The sequence below is a fragment of the Halorubrum sp. AJ67 genome, assembly GCF_000513435.1.
Genome location: NZ_CBVY010000017.1, coordinates 29,360 through 49,417, shown reverse-complemented (window position 1 = coordinate 49,417; position 20,058 = coordinate 29,360). Strand labels below are relative to the sequence as shown.

Below are 20,058 nucleotides of genomic sequence, written 5' to 3'. Positions count from 1 at the left end.
GAGTATACAAATTCTCAGTCGTCCGGCCGCTACTCAGAAACTCATCACTGTCCGTGTTCTCAACGAGGAGATTAGCGTGGGCGACATCGTTCCGGAGTTCCGTAATATCGTGAAGCCGCGATTGTGCCTCACCTGTAGTTGAAAACCCGCACGCTTGCCAACAGGCCTCGACGCTCGACACAATCGTACTGAGTGTCGAAAATTGGGCGTAGTGGATCTCTGACAATTCCACGTTAGCGGCTTTGGCATCCGCATACCGGGCTTCGATACCATCGATTTTGTCGGTACCCACAGGAGTCTGCTTCCAATCGGAAACCTCCGCCGAGATGAGTTCTCGCAGATGTTCTTCCAAGTACGTGATCCTATCGAAGAGATACATCCGCGCAGGTGGTGTGTTTAGATCCGCGCGGGTCAGAATGCCAGTGATCCGGTTGTGACCGCCAAGGAAGTAGACCTGCTCTTCGATTAGAGCTTCGAGACTTTCCGCAAACGATGTGTCGCCACTGATCATGTAGTCGATAGTGAGCGGCGTGAGCGCCGTCTCGAGTGTGTCACCAGTATCGTCGGTGTCGATGTCGGCTTCGTGGATGAATCCAACTGGATCGCCGTCCCGGTCGACTGGTGCCGCATCGTAGCCGTTCGTCACGAGCCACTCGGCAGCAGCACCCGGTGCGATATCGTACGAAGCGTGTTCAACAGAGCCAGTTGCGAGTTCTGCCGCGGTGCTCTCGTACAGGGTTCGAGCCACACACGGTGGTGAAACGGGCTGAATAATCAAGCTACGGGCCGCCCGAGCTGTATGACTTGGTATTGCTTTGTACCGCAATATTAATGTTTCTGGGACATATAATACAATTTGATTATGTCCAAGGGGCATTTCTATTCGGCGGGGGAAAGTGTTGACTACGGGACGGCGGCCTGTCTCTTCCCCGTCGATGAGTTGGATGCGAACGTCTTCCAGCATCGGGATGCCCAACTCACCCTCGAGGCTGTCGATGGTGATGCGGTAATCATCGTCTCCCCCACGAGTCTCGCAACCGGCTACAAACTGGGAGGTCACCCAGTGACGGCGATCCGTGTCGACAGTCTCCCTGTCAATATTACTGCCACTCTGGACGCCGCTGTCGAAGACGACATCGAGACCTTCGATCTCATTCAGATCGGAAGGTGGAACCACAGCAGTCCCAACCACTCGCTTGCTGAGTTCACCGACGCGTAGGCTGGCCACCTTCCCACTACAGTCCACAATGCCCGATACCCTTACTGACGAGTACCCGGAAGCAGCCCCATTCATTGCCGAAGCTGCCGAAGATCATGGTGAGGAATGGGTCCTAGAAAACTACTACACTGAGCTCTACCCCCTGAGCCAAGTTATGACAATGTCCGAGAAAGAAGAGTTACCATTCTTTGATCCGGATATCGACGAGGCAATGGCGAAAGATGAGCAGATCAAAATGTACGAGGCGTAGGCTGAGTACCGCGAGAATCTGCAAACTGGTACGAAGCCGGACAAGTGACCAGAAGGCAGTACGACCCTTCACCAATATTATTCGGCGTCAGAGCTAGTCCCAGTACCTCTCAGGCAGACGGGTACCTCCATATTGATTCAGGGGCTTTGTTGAAATCCTCAGAAAGTGATATATTCCAATCCGGTTGCGGTCAATACAGACGAAGGATGTAAGATCGAAGAAGGATACGATAAATATGGCAAGTTATTCTACTTAGAAACTGCTATGAGCGATCTGAGAGAGATGCTATTCGCAATCGAGATCACATTAGTAGGCATTACCGCCGCTGTGCTCTCGGTTCTTTATAATTCATTTTTGCTAAGTGTGATTGCTGGGGGAACGACCATTTTCGGGTTGCTTGGAGCGATAACAGTACGTAGGCGCGCCCGCAGACACTGACGGCGTTCAGTTTCGCAGCTCCCGTCGACCGGCTGTTTCATCTCACGTTATGTCTGAAGAATAGGATTTCAACAGAGCCGATTCAGGTTATTCTCGGGGAGATGCGACGTGAGTGGCTTCACCCAGTCAGTCCCGGCCCTACAGAACCAATATCCACTCTCGCAGCGCGTATTGACAGATCCAGATACCCTAATGAGCACCTTCATTAATAGATGACTTAACCGCCTACCAACTAGCTGTTTTCTGATTTTTCTGGCCTGTCATCCTCCGAGTCATTACCGTACTCTTCGGAAATTATCATCATCAGAATCCCAAGCAACAATCCAAAGAAGACACCAAGCAGAGGTTGTTCGCTTAGATTTTCGCGAGCGATTGAGAGACGGTGCTCCCACTCAGGGGTGGTCTTTTGTTGGACTGGTAAAACTTTGAAAGGCTGGCTGCTATCTACAGTGCCGTTTGCCCATGCAGCTGTGTCTGTATTAGAAACATTTGCGACAATATCGAATACCGCACGTTCAGACGGGAGGAACTGGCTCCCCTGTTTAGCGTTCGCGACAGCGACGACATCTTTGAGCGTACTCTCGCCGTCTGTAGCGTTTCGGATACGGTAGTCTAGATGTGCATTAAACATCGTTCCCCGCTGGTATGGGACACGATGATTGGTCCACGTTGACCGGTTCGATAGGACAGCACGGCCCCCTGCGGCGTTCTCCAATCGGTTGTTGTATTCTCGTGGAGAAAGTGTCCCGGCGCCCAGCATTAGTCGTAGGGACATGTACTCCGTTGTCCCCTCATTGAACCAGCTCATCTCGCCCAGTGAAGCATCACCGAACGAATGTCTCGTATGTAAGTACTCGTGGAGTACGATATGGGTGGTATTCGATGGCCCATGTCGACTGGACGCCCACGCGTCCGATTTGTGTGCTTCACCACTAGAAGTGGGATCGACTTTTCCCGGTGTTACGAATACAGTTGTCTTGCTGTAACGGTGTCCAACATCGTACTCAGTCATCGCGTATCGGAGCTGCCGCTCAATTTGCTCACTGTCAACCGCCGACCGGCTCTCATCAGCGATGATACCCGTGACTTCGTGGCATCCATCTTGAAGCGTTACAGCTGAATAATTTCCAAGATACGCGAATTGCGTACCAACGTGGCCGCCTTCGGGGGTAGTGTGGTGGACGCGGGTCTGAGTGTACGAAGGGAGCGGTGTATGAAGCCACGATTCACCACTCGCATAAGATTCATTGGTGGATAATCCAGTTTGCAAGCGATACGTGAGGGTCGGCGTTGCCTGCCGTCCACCAAAGGTGTAGGCCCCATCCGCAGTCTTCGAGAACCCAGTCGTGTTGACAACAGTGGCCGCAGCCGGTGGGTCAACCTCGAATGTGGTCAATTCACCGTGGCCATCGTATGTGATTTGGACTGTGTCATCCTCAGCGAGTCGTATCTCTCCCGTCAGCTGAGCCGACTCCCACTGTTGGGCTGTAAAAGCATCTATACAATTTTCGGGACCTCTATCTTGGACTTGTTGACCCGTTGTAGCCGTAGTGCCAGCGGCCACGCCTACAATGATAAGTAGCAGAATGATACCGTATCGTCGCATACTGTCACACCGTCAAAGACAAACAAAAGAGTTCGTTAAGGAGGGTGAAACTAAAACCAGAAGAGTCCGAGGACGGACATCCCCACCAGAGACGAGAACGGCGGCGAACAGCAGCGCGGCAGCGACATCAAAGCGCACGACTGCGAACGGTACCGCGAGGAGATCGGCGAGACCGACGTCAGTCACCATGAACGCCGTTCCCCAGACGGTACACAGCAACAAGAAGTGGCCAGCCGTCCGGTAACAACTCATTCATCAAGAGGTCGTCGCCAACGGCGAAATATGCGTCGAACCACCCCGGCAATCCGAGCATCTGGATGCGCTTGGCGATGGCGTCGACAGAGCGGTGTGGTACAGCTACAATCTTCAGACAACTACCGGACTTCGAGGGAGCCAATAAACTAAACCACCCGACATCATAGGCCGATTCGAATGGCCGCCGACGATGATACCGGAAGTGGGCACGTGGAAATAGATGAACCGGTCTGGTCCGTGTCTCGACTCAACAACGAAATTGCTGTAACCTTGGAATCCGCCGCAGAGCGGTTTCCAACGTACGTCGTCGGCGAAGTATCGGACGCCACAGCGAAGGGCTACGGGACGTTCTTCACACTCCGAGACGTCGACAGCGAGGAAACGATCCAGTGTATCGTGTGGTCGTCCTATCGCGACCGCATCGACGAGAGCATCACCGAAAGCGAGGAGGTCATCGTCCGGGCAAACGTCGATTTCTACGCAGACGGCGGCCGGACACAACTCAACGTAAAAAATTACTGGCCAGTTGGCGACTCCGATCGATCACAAGAATTGGAGGCATTGCGTGCCGAACTCAATGAGGAGGGCCTCTTCGATTCGGATCGAAAACAGCCACTGCCACCATTTCCCTCAAATATCGGGGTTATCACCTCATTGACTGGGTCTGCCCGAGAGGACTTCCGTGAGTCCACCTGGGGACGCGCACCGGGGGTGACGCTCACATTCTTTGGAGCGACAGTCCAGGGCACAAACGCCGCCACATCGATCGTTGGAGCGGTTCAGCAGGCAGACCGAGACCCGGATATCGACACGATTGTCGTCACGCGTGGTGGCGGCGCAGACGACACACTCTGGTGTTTCAACGAGGAACCAGTCGTTCGAGCCATCGCCGATTGTGCGACCCCGACAGTCGTCGCTGTAGGCCACGAAGACGATGAGACCCTCGCCGAAGATGTCGCAGACCAAGCGGCGATGACGCCGACAGACGCAGGAATTGTGGCGACACCTGATATGAGCACCATCCGAGAGCGGGTCGACACTATCGAACGTCGGCTCCAGACTGGGTACGAAACAGTCGTCAGCGAGCAACTTGACGCGCTCAGTCGGCGGATCGAAAACGCAGTCATCGGGCTCGAACGTGAGGTAGAAACCCGGCAAGCACGTCTCCAGCGAGCAGCCGATCTCGAACAGCGGATCGATACCGCCTACACGACACTGACAGGATCACGCCTCAGTGAAATCGACGACAGAATCGAGACGGCACTCCAAGATATCGAACACACCGCAGAGACAGAGGCCGTTACGGTGCGGGCAGCTCGGGGACGCATTGGGGGACTTGAGACTCGTATTGATCGGGCGTACGAGACATACGTCGATCAGGAAACCGAGACACTCGAACGTCGGATCGAAGAGGCGTATCGAGACATCGAGACGGACACGGATGTTCGAGAAGCAAAGCAGGAAGCCCAGCAGCTTCGCATAATTATTCTTGTTCTCGTAGGGTTGCTACTGCTCGGTGTCGCACTGTGGGCAGTCGGAGTCCTGTGACGAGAGCAGGATATTCAAGTTCGTTCCGAGAGAGTATCGGCCATGACTGACGCCGATATCGATATCGCCGAGACCATCGATCGACTTGAAGAGATCGCCGAGACGCTCGAAGATGGGGAGGTTGATCTCACCACCGCGAAAGAGCTTCGTGAGGAAGCAGACGACCATCTCGAGAAGCTTCGTGACGCGCTGGACGTCGGTGACGGCGACATCATCGAAATCGACGGTGAAGACGCCAATATTGAGGCCAGCGAATCCGCCACTCAAGACTGAGGTCGAAAACGGTCGGGACGTCCGTGTTAAGAGAAATCGGCTCTGTTGAAATACTATTCTTCAGACATATTCTCTCCTGAACCGACTGGTCGCTGAAGAGTGCGAATTGACCGCTCGGATACCTACCAATCAACGGATGACTTCAAAGAGCCGTGTTGAATACAGAGCGCAAGCGTTTCACGAGTATTCGTCTCGCGGGATGTTATGAGCAGTTAAAAGGTCACATAGTTGCTTTCCATCGAGAAGCTCAATCCGACCGGTTTTCTCAACGGTGTTGGTGAAGCTAGAACTCGTTACGACTACGACCCGATCAGCATCCTCGATCTCCAGCAGGCCCGCAGTTTCCCTGACCGCTTTGACTCCAACCCGGTTCTGATGGCGTTTTGCTTGGATCAGAATTCGCTCGTCTCCGTTCCTTGCATCAACGTCATAACCACCATCTTTCACCCGTTGAGTCACCTTAGTCGAATACCCCATCTCAGACCAAAGGGCCGCAACTACTTGTTCAAACTCGACGGGCTCACACTCAAACAGGTCTTTATGCTTCCATCGGATCGACTCACGTTTCCCGCTGGTTTGGATTTTCTCCGTCGCCCACTCGGCAACAGCACGAGTGTATTGCGAATCACTTAATTGGAGTTGCTTGATCTGTTGGAGAGCGGTTTCATCCTCTAAGTGACCAAGTGCGAGGCAAGCATGCCCCTGTACTACTGTATTCTCGTCCTTGAGGAGGTGCCTAAGACCGACGGCTGTGCCTTCAACTGTATTAACGTCAGTTCCCGCAAAATGAGCAAGAATGCGACATGCTGAACCTCGAATCAGGTCGTCTCGATGATTGAGGAGTTCAAGTAGTTCCGGATCAATATATTCCGTTAGCTTGTCTGGTGGGTTTTCTGCTACCCAAGAGAAGGTAATACGTGCACTGGTAGGTGTTACCTCATCGGTCGAGTGAAGATCGTCAAAAAGATCGTCAGGGTTCCGAACAAAGAGATGGGGTTCCTCAGCGAGTATCGTATACAAACCAATGGCGATCAGATCACGAGCATCGTCATTTTCCGTATCTCGAAGGTTATTGAGCTCCTCGACTAGTTCGCGTGAGCGCTCGCCGTTCTCCACCCGTTCGAGGAGTTCTTCGGCTCTGTATTTATCATTCATGTATCTATTGTGTTCTAATGCCACGAAAGTAAGCCCTTGTGAACGTTTCTACCGACTGTGTTGAAACCCTTAGTGTCTGTGGCGTTCTAAATCTACTCTGTATCTTGTACGCCGTTTCTGAGATAGTGTGGAGAGGCCGGCGTTCTTCATTGGTCTGTGAGTTCCCTGTACTGAATGATAGGTGAGTCTCCTCCATTTACCGTTGTGGGTGGGTTTTTCGGGGCGAGTCAGGTCACCCCAGAAGGTTAGCGAGCTCGTGGAGGCTCTCTTTGAGATTACGCTGGAACTCGGTAGAGACGGTAATGAACTCGCCGTCGTCGCTGTGTTCCTTGTACTTGCCCAACGATAGAGCGAGCTCCCCGCTCGGGGTTGCAACGAGCTTGAAGATAACTGAAGTGCTCTGTAATCCGGTTTCCAGCCACGCCTTTTCGATATCTGCCCATTCGCCAGCGGAGGTATCTGCTGATTCAACCTCGTATGCCAAGCTGTGAACCCTCCCCCGATTCCGAGAGTGTTCAATCTGAACTGGAGCGAGAACGTATTCAGTACCGCGGACCTGCTTTCCGAGTTGAAGCATCGTCCGTCCATCAGGCGTCTCGGTGAGTTTGAACCACTTCTGGTACGGGTCATATGATGCACTCAACCACCAGAATCCGAGGTCGTTCCAGTCCGATTGGCCTCCCTGATCGAACTTCCCGTACTCCCATGCTCGACGAAGATCCTCGCTGTGTTCAGCTAAATATTCTCGCGGGAGGAAGACGTCTATCGAGGGATTAGCTGGTTTTGGTTGTCGTAGCCAGTAGATGACGCCGTGATACCCGTCGCTAAAGTCGTGTTGGATCGCGTGGGGCCAGGTCGGAAGAATGCCAGAGAGGTCTACGTTGAATCCGGAGAAGTCCCTTTCACCCAACCAGAGGACGCTGTACTCTGCAGCGAGATACTCAGCGGTTACTGCGTCGACATCCTTGTCCTCGTGTTTGTGCTGTACTTCGACGCCGATGCCGCGACCCTCCGGGAACCGAGGCTGTAGAAACTCAACGAGAATATCGGCACGCCGGTCACCCAGCTGCTGTTCTAGTCCTATTGTGGCGTCGGGATACTCGGTCGTGAGCTTCGAATACGCGATCGACTTCATCCGCAAATGAGGTGGAGATTCACCGCCACAGCCCGTCTCCTCTTCAGCAGCGTGGTAGAAATGCTGCGCGACGAACGACCCCTTCCGGCGATGGGAGTCGCGAATTTTTAATTGATCCCCGCACTTCGGACACTCGAGGAAATCCCCTTTCTGTACCTGATTCGGGATGACCTCGGTACCGTCGTGGAGGGCTAAGAACGGCATACTGGTTGTCGCAGTTTAGCACCGGGCCCTATAGAATAATGTCCCTATTGAGCCGCTCGACTGAGAGATATCTATTTAATCCGAGAGTCAGTCACCCATCAGTAAGAATGGTGTTAGTCTCACTTCTCGAATTTGCTCACGCTAATCGACCGATCTACTTCAAACCAGAAACCGACTTAGAGGTATTTGACGACGACGAGGAAGAGTGGGATCCGCTGTACAAATCCCCACACTCCCTCTCAAAACTCATTGAAGCGCTCAAATCGAACAGAGTCGATGCTGGAAACGTCCGCTTCGAGGACTCGGTCGCCCAAGAGTATCTTCACCACCTCAAGGAAACTGGGATCGATGACCAGCTACATCACGAGGACCTAATGAATCGCGAGCGGCTCGTAGCATTTGCTGAAGCAGGATACACAAGGGTCGACGACTTCCTGGGGACAGCAGATCCGATTGACATCTCCAAAGATACCGGTGTGGACCGCGATATCGTCTCCAGTATCGCGACAAACCATCTCGATGGCTTCTCGTCGGGGGGTTCCTTCGGTGATACAGGCCCGCTACAGCAGCTGAATCCAAAGGACTCATTCACTGGATGGGACCTCGTGGAGGCGTCGTCAAACCGGATTCGATGGGTTTCAAACGGCCGTTTCAACCTCACCATCAGCCCGGCACCGGACGGGAGTACTACAATCGCGTGCAACGCACCAGAAGCAGAGCGGAACGCCTGGTATCGGAAAGGCCGCTCAATCGAAGCGGGACCTGATGATTCGTTGACTCCCGAGGAAGCCCTTGAACAGTCTCACGAGTGGTTGGAAGCGCATCAGCTAGAATACGAGGACGATCTCGCCGAGCTTCCTCGAATTGGAGCGGCGACCAAGGATTACCTAGCGCTCGAATACGAGATTACATCTCGAGAAGAACTTCGAACATTTACAGCGGACCAACCTGATGAGTTCGACGACATCTTTGGCTCTCCTGGAAGTGACCTCAGAGAAGCACTGGAACGCTAAGCCGGCCACCGTCTAATCTTCCGACATCTATCGAGAGCAAATGTCACAAGAGAGACGCAGCGGGTGCTTATATAACCCTTTTACACAATAGATTCGCAGAGTACGATGGATATTGAGTACAAACGGGACAATGATGGATATGATATACGCTACGTAGAAGGTGCCCGACATGGTCGCGTCCCCCATTCAGAGATCTGCGATGATGAGACAGAGTATGTCATACGGTATGTGACAAGCGAGGAAGGAACGAGTCGGTGGGAATACAGACACCTTGGGTCTGGATATCGGAATGTCGACAAAGTGATCCCTACCCTCACCAAGCTGCCAACCCTCGATGACGGACAGAATGTCCAAATATTGCTAAATTTCGGGCGTGTAGAGGAAGAATTCGGAATGGAGAAAGTGGGGTCGCTATACGGATCAGATGAATATCTCCCCGTGTATCGGCTGTCACCAGGGATGGAGCGAACTCTGAACATCACTTATCAGGACGAAATGACCCTCCCCATCCTCGATTCTGAACCATCTGCTCGAGGACTCGGGGGCAGCCCAACAGATATTGCACCAAGATTGTTTGCAGCGATTTTGAATCTCCTCGCGAAGAGCGACGAGATCGAAGAGTGGCATGAGTACTGGAATGATGATTCAGATCCGTTTCAACAGGGCGAATTCTACGAAACGGTGTACGCACCGCTGTTTGTGGCGTACTCAATTGTTGACGAAGAAATCGTCGAGCTGGTAAACCGATACCACTTGGAGCAAAGAAACGACAAGGAAATCAAGAAGTCGTATATGCACTGCGGATTCTCCAATAAAATCGATAATATCACGCCACTACTTACCCCGGAAGAAGAAGAGGTGATTCGTGAAGCGTGGAAGTACAGAAATGACCTCATCCACGGAATCCACTCTCGATTTGGGGTACAAATTATGGATATCGACTTTGAGGTCTTGAGCAAGAATCTATTATTCTCCATCATGAAGGCTCGAACACTCAATTCGTACGTAAACAGTGCGGAGTATCGAATTGGTGTGACTACTCCAGAGGAGGCGGTCTCGCATTTGAAGGGAGACAGTAATCTACAGGATGCCGTTACAGCAGCGCAAAAAGCCATCAGAGGAGAAATGCACGCAAAATCTCAACTCTTCGGTATTGACGAGAAACAACCAGAATAGAAGCGTTTTCTATTCTACTGGTTTTGTATGGATACACGGTTCAACAGGGCCGTTTAGGAATTATATGGCTCCCACTCAATAGAACCATCCTCATTTTGCGAGTAGTGTATCGAACCGTTTCGCCAGCCACAACGGTTCCAGAGCTGATAGAGTGGTTCGCGGAGGGCCAACGCGATATTAGAGTCCAGATCTTCAATCCTCACCCGCTTTAATTGGAAGACATTCTCGTTGATCGGACGGGTGGTATCTGGTCCGAAAACTGACTGCGGTTTTTCAATCGGATAGTTCTCCGCATCGATTATCGTGATATAAACGTACAACGGCGGATAGATGCCCGCAGTCTGGTACATTTCTCGGAGGCGGTCCATTAGAGAGACAATCTCTTTATCGATGAACCACGCAATCCCGTGCCTCCCGTTCCGCTCTATAGTCAGCTTGGTTGTTACAGCTTCTACCCATCCATTGCCGTCTAAACAGACGTATTCAGAAAATTTCCCTTCTGACAGTTCCGTGTACGGAGCTGTAATTGCGAAATCACCGAAACCTTCGGTACCAGCCGACCGTGATCGGAATTTTGGTGGGCCAGGGAGGTCGGTTGCAATCATTCCAGGAGGATCCGAAACCGACTCAACAGGAATGACATGGACAGCCACAATCGGTTCTTCATCTACTATTTCACCGTGACGAGACTGGCGTTCCCGTAATCGATCTATTTGACTGTCATATAATTCGTCGACATCCTGTTCTGGGTCGTCGAGAGCATTCTGAGGAGCGACATGGAGATGTTCTTGGGCGAGATCGTAGTTGTCGACATCCATCAGATCTTTTCTCAATCGAGCAAAATCCATGATATGGACGCGCCAGCCGTACGTATCCGCTAATTCGTACTCTAATCGGTCACGTTTGACGCCGGCTATCTCCGTGGTGGTAGCAAATATGAACAAATCGAACTTCTCCGGGTAGTCAGCAGCTGACTCTGCATCCGAACGAATCTTCTCCTCGATATTACTCGAGGTCACACTACAGTGGAGAACGCCAGATTTCCCCGAGCGCTCAAGAAGTGCATCGCGCCCGCCGTCCGGACCCCTCACGCCAGTTGGATCAACATCGTATCCATCTCGACCTAGGAGGTCGGCCGCCAACTGTTCCAGTCTGGCACCGTCTCCGATACCGCGGAGATTTGCTTCAAGAGCAGTGTTTGGCATCTATTAGTTCATTTGGAGAGTCCATGCTTACAAAACTACCCAGCTACTGTGGCTGCTTTGTTGACTTCTCTCAGTTATCGAGGAATTGGTCACACCACGTCGGAAGGGGATCTGTCGGTCCGTTTTCTGTCCCATCGACTACAATCCGGGTAAACACGCCGTCCCCGCCCCACGCACACACTACTGGCTCTTGGTCATGACCGGGTCGAGTCACGATTCGTTGTTGGAATCGCGATGGCTTCTCAGTTTTATCCAGCAGTACTGTGAGGAGCTGTCCCAGGAGTACTTGATGGACGAGTTAGACTGTCAAAATCGTGCTGACAACGGAGTATATCCCATCCCTTGGAGTGAACACGAAGCCGACGGGTGTCAAAATCCCAGTATTACCAGTTCCTGCCCGTAACCTGATTCCGGAAATCCCGGAAAACTTGGATTTCCACAAACAGCAATCGTGTTACTGCGCGAGGATTTGGTTAAGTTCGAGGGGACTAAATGGGATGTTTCCGGAACCGACCCAGTCACACCTTTATGACTTCCCCGGACAACAGCTACCCACCGACAGATGATCCGTGATGCTCGTGTCCTTCGCGCCGGGTTCGTCCCTCGAGAAGTCGAGCATCGCGACGCCGAGGTGAACCATCTCTCGAGCGTTCTCGAACCGATCACAAACGGCGAACCAGCTGACACAGCCATCGTCACCGGTCCAAGCGGCGTCGGCAAAACCTGTGTCTCGAAGTTCGTTACCGAGCGCCTCCGAGAAGAAGTCCTCGACGTCGAGGCAACCTACGTCAATTGCTGGCGGAACTACAGCCGCTTCCGGACGCTGTACCAGATTCTGGACGACATCGGCGCGACGATCGATATCCACCGCCAGTCGACACCCCACGACGAGCTTATCGACCGGCTCCAACAGTACGACGGTCCGCGAACCGTGGTCATTCTCGATGAGGTCGATCAACTCGAAGACCCGAGCGTCATCTACGACCTCCACAGCCTGCCACAGTTCGCGGTCGTCTGTATCGCGAACAAAGAAGAAGAGCTGTTCAGCCGCGTCGACGACCGTCTTGTGAGCCGCCTCCGCTCCAGCGAACACGTCCGGATGGACAAGTACCACAACGAGCAACTCTACGATATCCTGAGTGCTCGCACGAAGTGGGGGCTTGAGGATGACGTCATCAGCGACGAGCAGCTCTACCAAATTGCTGATGCCGCCGCTGGCGATGCTCGTCTCGCCATCGGGATGCTTCGAAGCGCAGCCAGCACCGCTGATCGGGAGAACTGTGACCGTATCACCGACGACAACCTCGTCGATGCGGCCGAGGACGCTCGGGCCCAGATCAAGCAGAAGAGCCTCGATTCTCTCACCCCACACCAACGAGTCGTCTACGATGTCGTTCGCGACCACGGTCCACTCGGACCGAGCGAGATCCACGAGCGTTATACTGAGGAGGTGGACGACCCACGGACGAAGCGGACCGTCCGCACGTACCTCTCGAAGATGGCGCAGTACAACCTCCTCGAAGCTGAGGGTACGAGTCGGGATCGGGAGTACTCGCTCGTCGATGCGGCGGCTGCGTCGCCGATGTAGTAGTCGATCTGGCCGGAAGGCCTACATTGTGATATCTCTTTAGAGATAACTAGAAGCGAGACCGCAACCGTAGTCAAGAGACAATTTTAGCAATGATCGAGTTGATGGACCCCACAGCTTCGAAGATTGTCTTAGCGATTCAGCGTGGCGATTCGATTAATCGAATCGCGAGCAAAATCGACATCTCATACTCATGGGTGTACGACTGGATTGAGCGGTTGGAAAACGCAGATATTATCGTCAATACCGATAATGGACTCCAGATCGTTGACCACGAGATGCGCCAGCAGTACGCTGAGATGACGGCTGCGTTGTACAGCCGCGATCCCATCTCCCAAGAGGACGCGTATGTCATCCCACACTTCGCTGGGATGGAGTTCGCGTACACGGAGATTGACGCCGCGTACGTCTGGACGCAGGGTGGCTATCAGATCGCACGGAGCCACGATGACTATCCGGTGTTCATCGAAGTTCACGACCGTGATGTCGACCGGTGGATTGGGTTCTTCCAACAGTTTGGCATCGACATGACGATCAACGAACGCCCGGACGCCAGCGACGTCAACGGGAACGTCCACTACGTGTTGTTCCCGAAGACCAACGATATCGATACCGAGTGGGTCGACGGCAACCCCGTGATCCCGTTGGATACCGCTGTCGACCAGATGATAGAGAATCGTCCAGCCTACGAGCCTGCCTTAGAGATTATCGCCGACGAGTACGATAGGGACATCGACGCTCGTACCACAGTGTGACGAACGCGAATTGAGTCGTGGGTTCCCTCTCGTATTAACCAACAGACTTCCCCCAAGGTCAGTTGTTGGTTAAATATCCAAGGACGGCCTGAACACGATTCTGGAAACGTTCTCGGAAGCAGTCAAATATTCACAGAAATCCAAGCAGCACACGCAGGTCATCGCTCTCCAAGCGCGGTGACGACGTCGTCGATCGTGTAGAGGCGGACATTATCGCGCTCGCGGGCGGCGTCGTACATGCTGTCGGTAAATCCACTCCGGGAGAACAGTGCGTATTCGACAGTGCGCGTGCTGCCGTCCGACGGCTGCCATCGGAGTTCCCCAACATGCGTCTCGAGTGACGCCAATGCGCTATAGTCAAGCGGCGATGCCTGGTACTTACACTCGCCGACCACAAGCGTGTCTTCGTCGGTGAGCCCGACAACGTCGATCTCGTGGTCCTGATACCACCACTGCCCGACGTTTACAATTGGCGTGTCGTCGTACAGTGTCCACAGCGCCTCACAACACAACTGCTCAAACGCAGGAGCAACAAAATCGGCCAGCTCGGGGTCGACGAGTCGGTCATAGGCCTCCTCACCGAACTGATCGTAGCGATCTGCACTCCCAGACAAGAATCGGAACCAGAACCGGAACAGGGGATCGCGAAGTCGGTACTGGCTCCGCTTAGATCGTTCAGGTTTCTCAGTCACTGGCACATGCCGTTCGATGAGCCGGAGCCGAGAGAGGCGATCCAGATACGTCGACAGCTGGTTGTAGTCGATACCCGTCACGCCAGCAATCCCGTTGCGGCTTGTCGCCCCGCCGGCGATCGCTTCGAGAATCGAGAAGTACCGCGTCGGCTCTGTCAGTTCCATCCGGAGAACGTATTCGGGCTCGTTCCGGAGTGACCCGTGACGATGTAATACCGTCTGCTGGATGTTCTCGCCGAGCGACCGGTCGGCGTCGAGTTCCTCAAGATAATAGGGAACACCACCGAACACGCTCCACGCACGCACGGCCTCGTCTGCCGTCACATTGTCCGGGAGAAACTTCGTCGCGGCGTCGAACGAGAGTTCACGAATGTCGAGTGTGAGAGACGTCCGGCCGTACAGCGGGCTGTCTCCGAGCAGCGTCGCCTCCTCCATCATGCTGATCGACGACCCGACCAGCACGAACGTCGGTGCCGACTCGTCGAACTCATGGTCAAACAACGCCTGTAACACGGACGGAAGACTCTCGTCCTGTTCGATTAGGTAGGGAAACTCGTCAAGCACGACGATCGCGTTCTGATCGCCCAAATATCGGAACAGGCGCTCCCAATCAGGACGGATGTCTTCGATACCAGGAAACGTGTTGGCCGCAGCTTCGACGAACTGTTCCAGTTGGAGCTCCCGCGTCTTCTGTCGTGCCTGATAGAAGACCGCGTTCTTTCGGCCCTCAAGCGCCTTCTTGACGAGTCTTGTCTTTCCCAGCCGTCGCCGCCCGTACACGACAGCGAGATCCGCGGTCTCCGAGTCGAAAAGGTCGTGAAGCCTTTCTAACTCCTCCGAGCGGTTCACGAAGTCTGTCATGGGGCTGGATTAGTGAGTGTGAGATAAAAATATTCTGAATAATCATATTCTAGAGTATCATATCTAGAGATATCATCGACGAGGTGCGGCACAACGAATAACAGAATTAACCAACAAGTTGTCGGCAGATACCGATACGTTGGTTAATTCGGCGATCAAAGGCGATAGCCACCTCGGAAAGAGTCTTGGAAACAGTTTACCACTCTTGGAGATCCGGTGATTGAGTTCGAATTGGCGTCTGATAGATTCCTTTCTGGAAGTCCGGAAGCACCGCGCCGTCGCTTATTGAGAGAGTGACTAGTTATCCAGTATGGGAGACCACCCACCGTCGAATCGAATGACGGCCGAACAGCCGACACGAGGCGCTGACCGCAATCAGACCTTGGCTGATCAAGCCGACCCAGCCACGGAGGAGATGCTGCTCCCGTCACTCAATAACGGCGTCACGCTGCTTGACGTGGAGGGGAGCCGCGGCGTCCCGATCATACAGTCGCTCGTGCTGGATCATCTCCTCCTCCACGACGGCCCTGCTTTCTGGGTCGACGCAAACGGCCACGCGACGACGACAACACTCGCCCAGATCGCCCCCAGCCAACGGTTGCTTGATCGTATCCAGGTCGCACGGGGGTTCACCGCCTACCAGCACTACGGCGCTGTCTGCGATCTCACGGCGGCGGTGAATCAGTCCATCCAGGCGTCGACGGCCAACAACCATGTACAAGATGGGCAACCAACGGATGGCGACGGTGAATCACCATACACTCCCTCGCTCATCGTCGCGCCGGCTGTCGATGCCCAGTACCGCGCCGACGACACTCTCGGAGACCGGCACGCCAATACCCTCCAGGCCCGTACACTCACTCGGTTGGCGACGTACGCCGACGGGTATGACATCCCGGTGCTCGTTACTCGGCGTACGATCGACGAATTCACCGAGCCGGTCGTGGCGGTCGCTGACCACCACCTCGAGTGTGAGCAAACACGGATGGGACCGCGAATCCGTGGCGAGGAGTTCGAGACACTCGTCTACCCTGTCGACGATGGCGCGTACTACCAGACGACGTTCGCCTACTGGCGGCAGCTGCTCACAGCACGCGCTACGCAGGTCGGCGTCGAACCGACGACGCCGGCATCCGCGACATCTGAGGCTGTCGGGACGGGCGTCACAACGAAGGGAGAGACACTCGCAGCCACCACAGATCCCCTGCTCGATGCGTGGACAGCAGCTGGGGGTCGGTAACGATGGGGCGTACGAACCCGACGTACCGAGATGCGCTCCGGGCCATCGAAGAGCGCTGGACGGAGTTCCGCCGGGCACTACGGCGTCGCGACCAGCCGCGATTCGATCGACTGTTCGAGTACGCTCGTGAGCACGCCGACGCGAGTGGGCTGTTGAACCACCAGAACCCGCTCCTCCCGGCGCTTCTCAGCATCGATCTCGAACAGGAGACCAAGCTGGAAGACCACGAAGAGCGTCTGGAAGAGCTTGAACAGCGGATTTCGGACGCTGAGCCCGACCGGCAGCAGCCGCCAGAAGAAGGTCGCACTGGAGAGCCAAAATGACCGAGTTGACGACAATTGCCTTCGATATCGAGACAACGGGGTTTGGGGCCGATGATAAACTCACAGTAGTTGGGTTCGATTCGCCTGTCTCGTCACGAGTGTTTCTCAATACAGGTGGGTCGACACCGACGACAGGCTTGGCTGAGCAAGTAAATAATACCCTCCAGACACCGGTCCAGCTCTCTTTCCACGATAGCGAACAGGAACTTCTCACCGAGTTGGCGACGTTCGTCACGTCAACGCTCACCCAGCGTGACGCAAAGCTCGTCGCGTACAACGGCGAGCGGTGGAACGGTGGGTTCGACTTGCCATTTCTCCGAACTCGATTCTGTACGCACGGCCTCGAGTGGCCCTTTGGGATGCTCCCGTACGTCGACGTGATGGACGTCTTCGAGAAGCGGTTCAATACCAGCGAGGATTCGCTGAGCGGCGTCTACGGCGAGCTGGTCGGGGCAGGATTGAATGACGTTGATCCATTCGCCGACAGCGGTGAGGCCGTTACAGTCTGGGAAGAGGGTGCGTACGAGCCACTTATCACCCACAACGTCGCCGATATCCGACGGACCCGAGCGCTGATGGAGCTCGCAGAACGGTACTGCTCGAAGTCAGATTTCTCAATGAAATCGCTTGAGCCAATCGAATCGGGACGACCACGCTGATCAACGCCGTTCCAGGGAGAGTACCTCTCCAGCTGTACAATCACGCTACCTGAGAACAGCTAGTAGTTCACACCCGATGAGGTGAATGAATCTCGTCTTACTCCTAACCTTTCTTGACTATTAACGAGAGTTTGCGGAGCTAATTCATCGGAAATCCGTTCACAGAACGTACGCGCTCAACCGGCCGAAGACGACTGTGCAGCGGGCAGTGATAGCGCCAGTTGAGGGCGGGGGATACATCCACCCAGAGTGGAGGTTGATTCGAGTTACCAGACAATCTAATCTTGTAAAAACAGGTGGATTAGGTGTAGTACCGGGCGACTGAGTACGGTCGCCGGTCGATAGTCTCAAGCGTCTATCTCAGCAGTACGGCCCATTACTCCACCTCTGGTGGGCGGATATTCGCCTTCGGTTCCCGTTGGGTTGCATCAAGACTCCACCGTTGTTTGGCGAAATCGATGATATCGTCCAGTCGCTTCTCGATCTGATCCTCTCCCCATTCCTCATAGTCTCTGGCGACCTTCCGAGTCATGGTGAAATCGGAGTCCCAGTAGCCGGATTCGTCTTCATCAACCAGCTTTCGTTTCTCGTGGTAAGGGCGATTTTTCCAAGCTGAGTTTCGTGGCCCGGTGGTTAATGTCAGGTTCCCGAGACTGTCTTTGATCTCTTCGTGGACTTCTTCCTGCTCCTCAGAAAGCCCCAGTTTGCCCGTGTCCCGTGGCCAGATGTGATCTAATGTATATTCGTTACCAGCATTTTCCGCTGCTTTTTGAACGTTGATTTCTCCACCCCCCTTGCCATCGTACCGGAGATAGAGTTCGTACGAAATTAACAGATAACGGAGGTCTTTGTACCTAATTCGCTGGTAAGCGTTCTGGTCTCTAAGTAATGCCTCAAAGTCGTTGGCTTTCGACTGGATGTCGTCTTTGAGACTATCAATAATCCAGTCGGCACTCCGTTCGCCAGTAGCGATCTTGTTTGCAAGCTTGTAGAATCTTCCACGACCTGTATCTGACCTGCTAACAGTGGTATAAATCCGGAATGAGGCGATTTCAATAAGTTGAAGGATTTCATGGAGTTCCCCTTCCGAGATGAATCCCTCGGTGAATTCATCCCAAACAGTCAGTAGTAGCGGATAGAAGTTTCCTAGCCTGTCAAGTGCGAATATCTTCTTAAACTCCCAGTCGATTGCCGAGTCATACTCTCCCGACGTACCATACGAACCGATGCTCTCCATGTGGGAGTAGTATCGAGTGAGACTGTCGGTATACTCTTCAATTTCCTCGAGACAACCTCGTGAGTGTCCCCCGTACAGTTCCGGTCTGCTTCCTTCTTGTAGATTCGTGAAATGCCACTTGAGGGCCCCCAAATATACCGTCGCCCCGGACCGGAGAGTCCTATTCCGGCGGTTGGTCTCCGATCGAACATAATTCGAATTGACGGACCGATCGATATTTGCGATATAGTGGTAGCGCTGAATCTGCTCTTCCCCAATATCGGAAACACGATCAGTCACAGAGATATCCTGCATCCATCGATAGATCCGGCCGAACCGCTCCTGTACGGCATCAATAGAAACAACTGGCCTACTATCTCCTGGCTCAGCCAAATACACCTTGTGCATAAGGAAGCTCTTCGTTTTGTCCAATTTACTTAATCCGATGCCTCGGTCATTCACCGACTCGAAAATCAGGGTTGCTTCCTCTGGGTCGTCGACGGTGTATGCGATGAACCTGAGCGACTCTATGGTTGAGAGAAGTGTGTCAATCTCTTTGAGAAATCCGTCTATCGGCAGCTCCTCCTTCCGACTCTCAAGTTTGTTCTGATAGAACCGGTACGCATCTACAATGCGCCCCTGAGACGGTGTCTCAATAGCTGTTTCATCGATATCCTCCCGAAGAACACTACGAAAGATATCATCATCATCGTCCTGAAGGTGGAGTTTGAATCGATTCTCGGTCGCCGTTCGCTCAATCCTTGAGTCCGAGACGAAGCGTCTCCAGCTCGATTCGATTTGAATATTGTCGTAGATATCTTCCTCTTCCTCTGACAGTTCTTCGGACGGAATATCTCTATAAATCGACTCAATCGCCCGAATCAGTAGCACAAGCGTAGTGAATCGTTGTTGTCCGTCAACAATCCCGTAAGCACGGAAATCCGGAATTTCATCCTGTGTCAGGACCGGATTCTGCTCTGCCTTACAGATGACCGTTCCCATGTAGTGTTTGCGCTCCTTCCCGATTATATTGAACAAATCCTGCCAGAAATCCAGCCACTCTGCTCTTTCCCAGGAATAGAACCTTTGGTAATGAGGAATACGGAAGACGCTCCCCTCGAATAGCTCCCCTGCTGTATAGTCGGTGTTCTTGAGTTCCGAGGAGATCTCCGCACTTGACGGCCCAGAATCCATAGCCGTAACCATATCTCGACCGTACTAAATATTTGGCTCAGACCCTATGCCAG

The 20,058-nt window shown here is 53.6% G+C and carries 20 protein-coding genes and 1 pseudogene; 13 read left to right on the top strand and 8 right to left on the bottom strand.

Annotated features, from left to right (window positions below):
* Nucleotides 1-748: CBS domain-containing protein (locus BN903_RS12560; protein ID WP_195155800.1), on the bottom strand; the 748-nt coding region annotated here is incomplete at its 3' end.
* Between the two features lie 114 nt (nt 749-862).
* Between BN903_RS12560 and BN903_RS12555 the strand changes: the two genes are divergently transcribed.
* The 3 genes from BN903_RS12555 (at nt 863) to BN903_RS17575 (ending at nt 1,907) form a co-directional block, all read left to right on the top strand.
* A complete protein-coding gene (locus BN903_RS12555; protein ID WP_048078054.1) occupies nt 863-1,219 on the top strand; it encodes a hypothetical protein in 357 nt (118 codons plus the stop codon).
* A gap of 28 nt (nt 1,220-1,247) precedes the next feature.
* Entirely contained in the window at nt 1,248-1,469 is a 222-nt protein-coding gene (locus BN903_RS12550) for a hypothetical protein (RefSeq protein WP_048078053.1), read from the top strand.
* Nucleotides 1,470-1,634: 165 nt separating this feature from the next.
* Nucleotides 1,635-1,907, top strand: coding sequence for a hypothetical protein (locus tag BN903_RS17575; protein ID WP_195155799.1), 273 nt, complete (start codon nt 1,635-1,637; stop codon nt 1,905-1,907).
* Nucleotides 1,908-2,139: 232 nt separating this feature from the next.
* On the opposite strand, the gene BN903_RS16950 is transcribed toward BN903_RS17575, so the two are convergent.
* Nucleotides 2,140-2,715, bottom strand: a complete 576-nt coding sequence (locus BN903_RS16950) for a hypothetical protein (protein ID WP_154018137.1) — start codon at nt 2,713-2,715, stop codon at nt 2,140-2,142.
* 612 nt (nt 2,716-3,327) lie between these two features.
* Between BN903_RS16950 and BN903_RS18170 the strand changes: the two genes are divergently transcribed.
* The gene (locus BN903_RS18170; protein WP_228841102.1) at nt 3,328-3,489 is read left to right on the top strand and encodes a hypothetical protein; all 162 of its coding nucleotides are present in this window, start codon (nt 3,328-3,330) and stop codon (nt 3,487-3,489) included.
* 87 nt (nt 3,490-3,576) lie between these two features.
* Here BN903_RS18170 and BN903_RS12545 read toward each other — a convergent pair.
* Nucleotides 3,577-3,765 (bottom strand): annotated as a pseudogene (locus tag BN903_RS12545) (EamA/RhaT family transporter); the annotation flags it as partial.
* A 180-nt stretch (nt 3,766-3,945) separates the two neighbouring features.
* Here BN903_RS12545 and xseA point away from each other — a divergent pair.
* On the top strand, nt 3,946-5,316 hold the full coding sequence (xseA, locus tag BN903_RS12540; protein WP_048078051.1) for an exodeoxyribonuclease VII large subunit: 1,371 nt from the start codon (nt 3,946-3,948) through the stop codon (nt 5,314-5,316).
* 42 nt (nt 5,317-5,358) lie between these two features.
* On the top strand, nt 5,359-5,589 hold the full coding sequence (locus tag BN903_RS12535; protein WP_048078050.1) for an exodeoxyribonuclease VII small subunit: 231 nt from the start codon (nt 5,359-5,361) through the stop codon (nt 5,587-5,589).
* 177 nt (nt 5,590-5,766) lie between these two features.
* Here the strand turns inward: BN903_RS12535 and BN903_RS16060 are convergent, their stop codons facing one another.
* Nucleotides 5,767-6,744, bottom strand: coding sequence for a restriction endonuclease (locus BN903_RS16060; RefSeq protein ID WP_079890664.1), 978 nt, complete (start codon nt 6,742-6,744; stop codon nt 5,767-5,769).
* A gap of 232 nt (nt 6,745-6,976) precedes the next feature.
* Nucleotides 6,977-8,083 carry a hypothetical protein gene (locus tag BN903_RS12525; protein ID WP_228841101.1) on the bottom strand — a complete coding sequence of 369 codons (1,107 nt, stop codon included), beginning with the start codon at nt 8,081-8,083 and terminating at the stop codon, nt 6,977-6,979.
* 107 nt (nt 8,084-8,190) lie between these two features.
* Here BN903_RS12525 and BN903_RS12520 point away from each other — a divergent pair, with 107 nt between their 5' ends.
* The gene (locus BN903_RS12520; RefSeq protein WP_048078048.1) at nt 8,191-9,096 is read left to right on the top strand and encodes a hypothetical protein; all 906 of its coding nucleotides are present in this window, start codon (nt 8,191-8,193) and stop codon (nt 9,094-9,096) included.
* 105 nt (nt 9,097-9,201) lie between these two features.
* A complete protein-coding gene (locus BN903_RS12515) occupies nt 9,202-10,272 on the top strand; it encodes a hypothetical protein (RefSeq protein WP_048078047.1) in 1,071 nt (356 codons plus the stop codon).
* 53 nt (nt 10,273-10,325) lie between these two features.
* Here BN903_RS12515 and BN903_RS12510 read toward each other — a convergent pair whose 3' ends face one another.
* Nucleotides 10,326-11,477 (bottom strand): hypothetical protein, encoded by a 1,152-nt coding sequence (locus BN903_RS12510; RefSeq protein WP_048078046.1) that lies wholly within the window; start codon nt 11,475-11,477, stop codon nt 10,326-10,328.
* Between the two features lie 562 nt (nt 11,478-12,039).
* Between BN903_RS12510 and BN903_RS12505 the strand changes: the two genes are divergently transcribed.
* Complete coding sequence (locus tag BN903_RS12505) at nt 12,040-13,065, top strand: Cdc6/Cdc18 family protein (RefSeq protein WP_048078045.1); 1,026 nt, start codon at nt 12,040-12,042, stop codon at nt 13,063-13,065.
* Nucleotides 13,066-13,169: 104 nt separating this feature from the next.
* Nucleotides 13,170-13,820: a helix-turn-helix domain-containing protein gene (locus BN903_RS12500; protein WP_195155798.1), complete on the top strand. Its 651-nt coding sequence runs from the start codon at nt 13,170-13,172 to the stop codon at nt 13,818-13,820.
* Between the two features lie 158 nt (nt 13,821-13,978).
* Here BN903_RS12500 and BN903_RS12495 read toward each other — a convergent pair whose 3' ends face one another.
* On the bottom strand, nt 13,979-15,373 hold the full coding sequence (locus BN903_RS12495) for an ATP-binding protein (RefSeq protein WP_048078043.1): 1,395 nt from the start codon (nt 15,371-15,373) through the stop codon (nt 13,979-13,981).
* Nucleotides 15,374-15,683: 310 nt separating this feature from the next.
* On the opposite strand from BN903_RS12495, the gene BN903_RS12490 reads away from it, so the two are divergent.
* Genes BN903_RS12490 through BN903_RS12480 form a run of 3 tightly spaced genes read left to right on the top strand, consistent with a single transcriptional unit; the run spans nt 15,684 to nt 17,595 of the window.
* Complete coding sequence (locus BN903_RS12490) at nt 15,684-16,613, top strand: hypothetical protein (RefSeq protein WP_048078042.1); 930 nt, start codon at nt 15,684-15,686, stop codon at nt 16,611-16,613.
* Nucleotides 16,614-16,615: 2 nt separating this feature from the next.
* Entirely contained in the window at nt 16,616-16,936 is a 321-nt protein-coding gene (locus tag BN903_RS12485; RefSeq protein WP_048078041.1) for a hypothetical protein, read from the top strand.
* Entirely contained in the window at nt 16,933-17,595 is a 663-nt protein-coding gene (locus BN903_RS12480; protein WP_048078040.1) for a ribonuclease H-like domain-containing protein, read from the top strand. The genes BN903_RS12485 and BN903_RS12480 overlap by 4 nt, the downstream gene beginning before the upstream one ends.
* Before the next feature lie 376 nt (nt 17,596-17,971).
* Here BN903_RS12480 and BN903_RS12475 read toward each other — a convergent pair whose 3' ends face one another.
* Nucleotides 17,972-20,005: a DUF262 domain-containing protein gene (locus BN903_RS12475; RefSeq protein ID WP_048078039.1), complete on the bottom strand. Its 2,034-nt coding sequence runs from the start codon at nt 20,003-20,005 to the stop codon at nt 17,972-17,974.
* Nucleotides 20,006-20,058 lie beyond the last annotated feature (53 nt).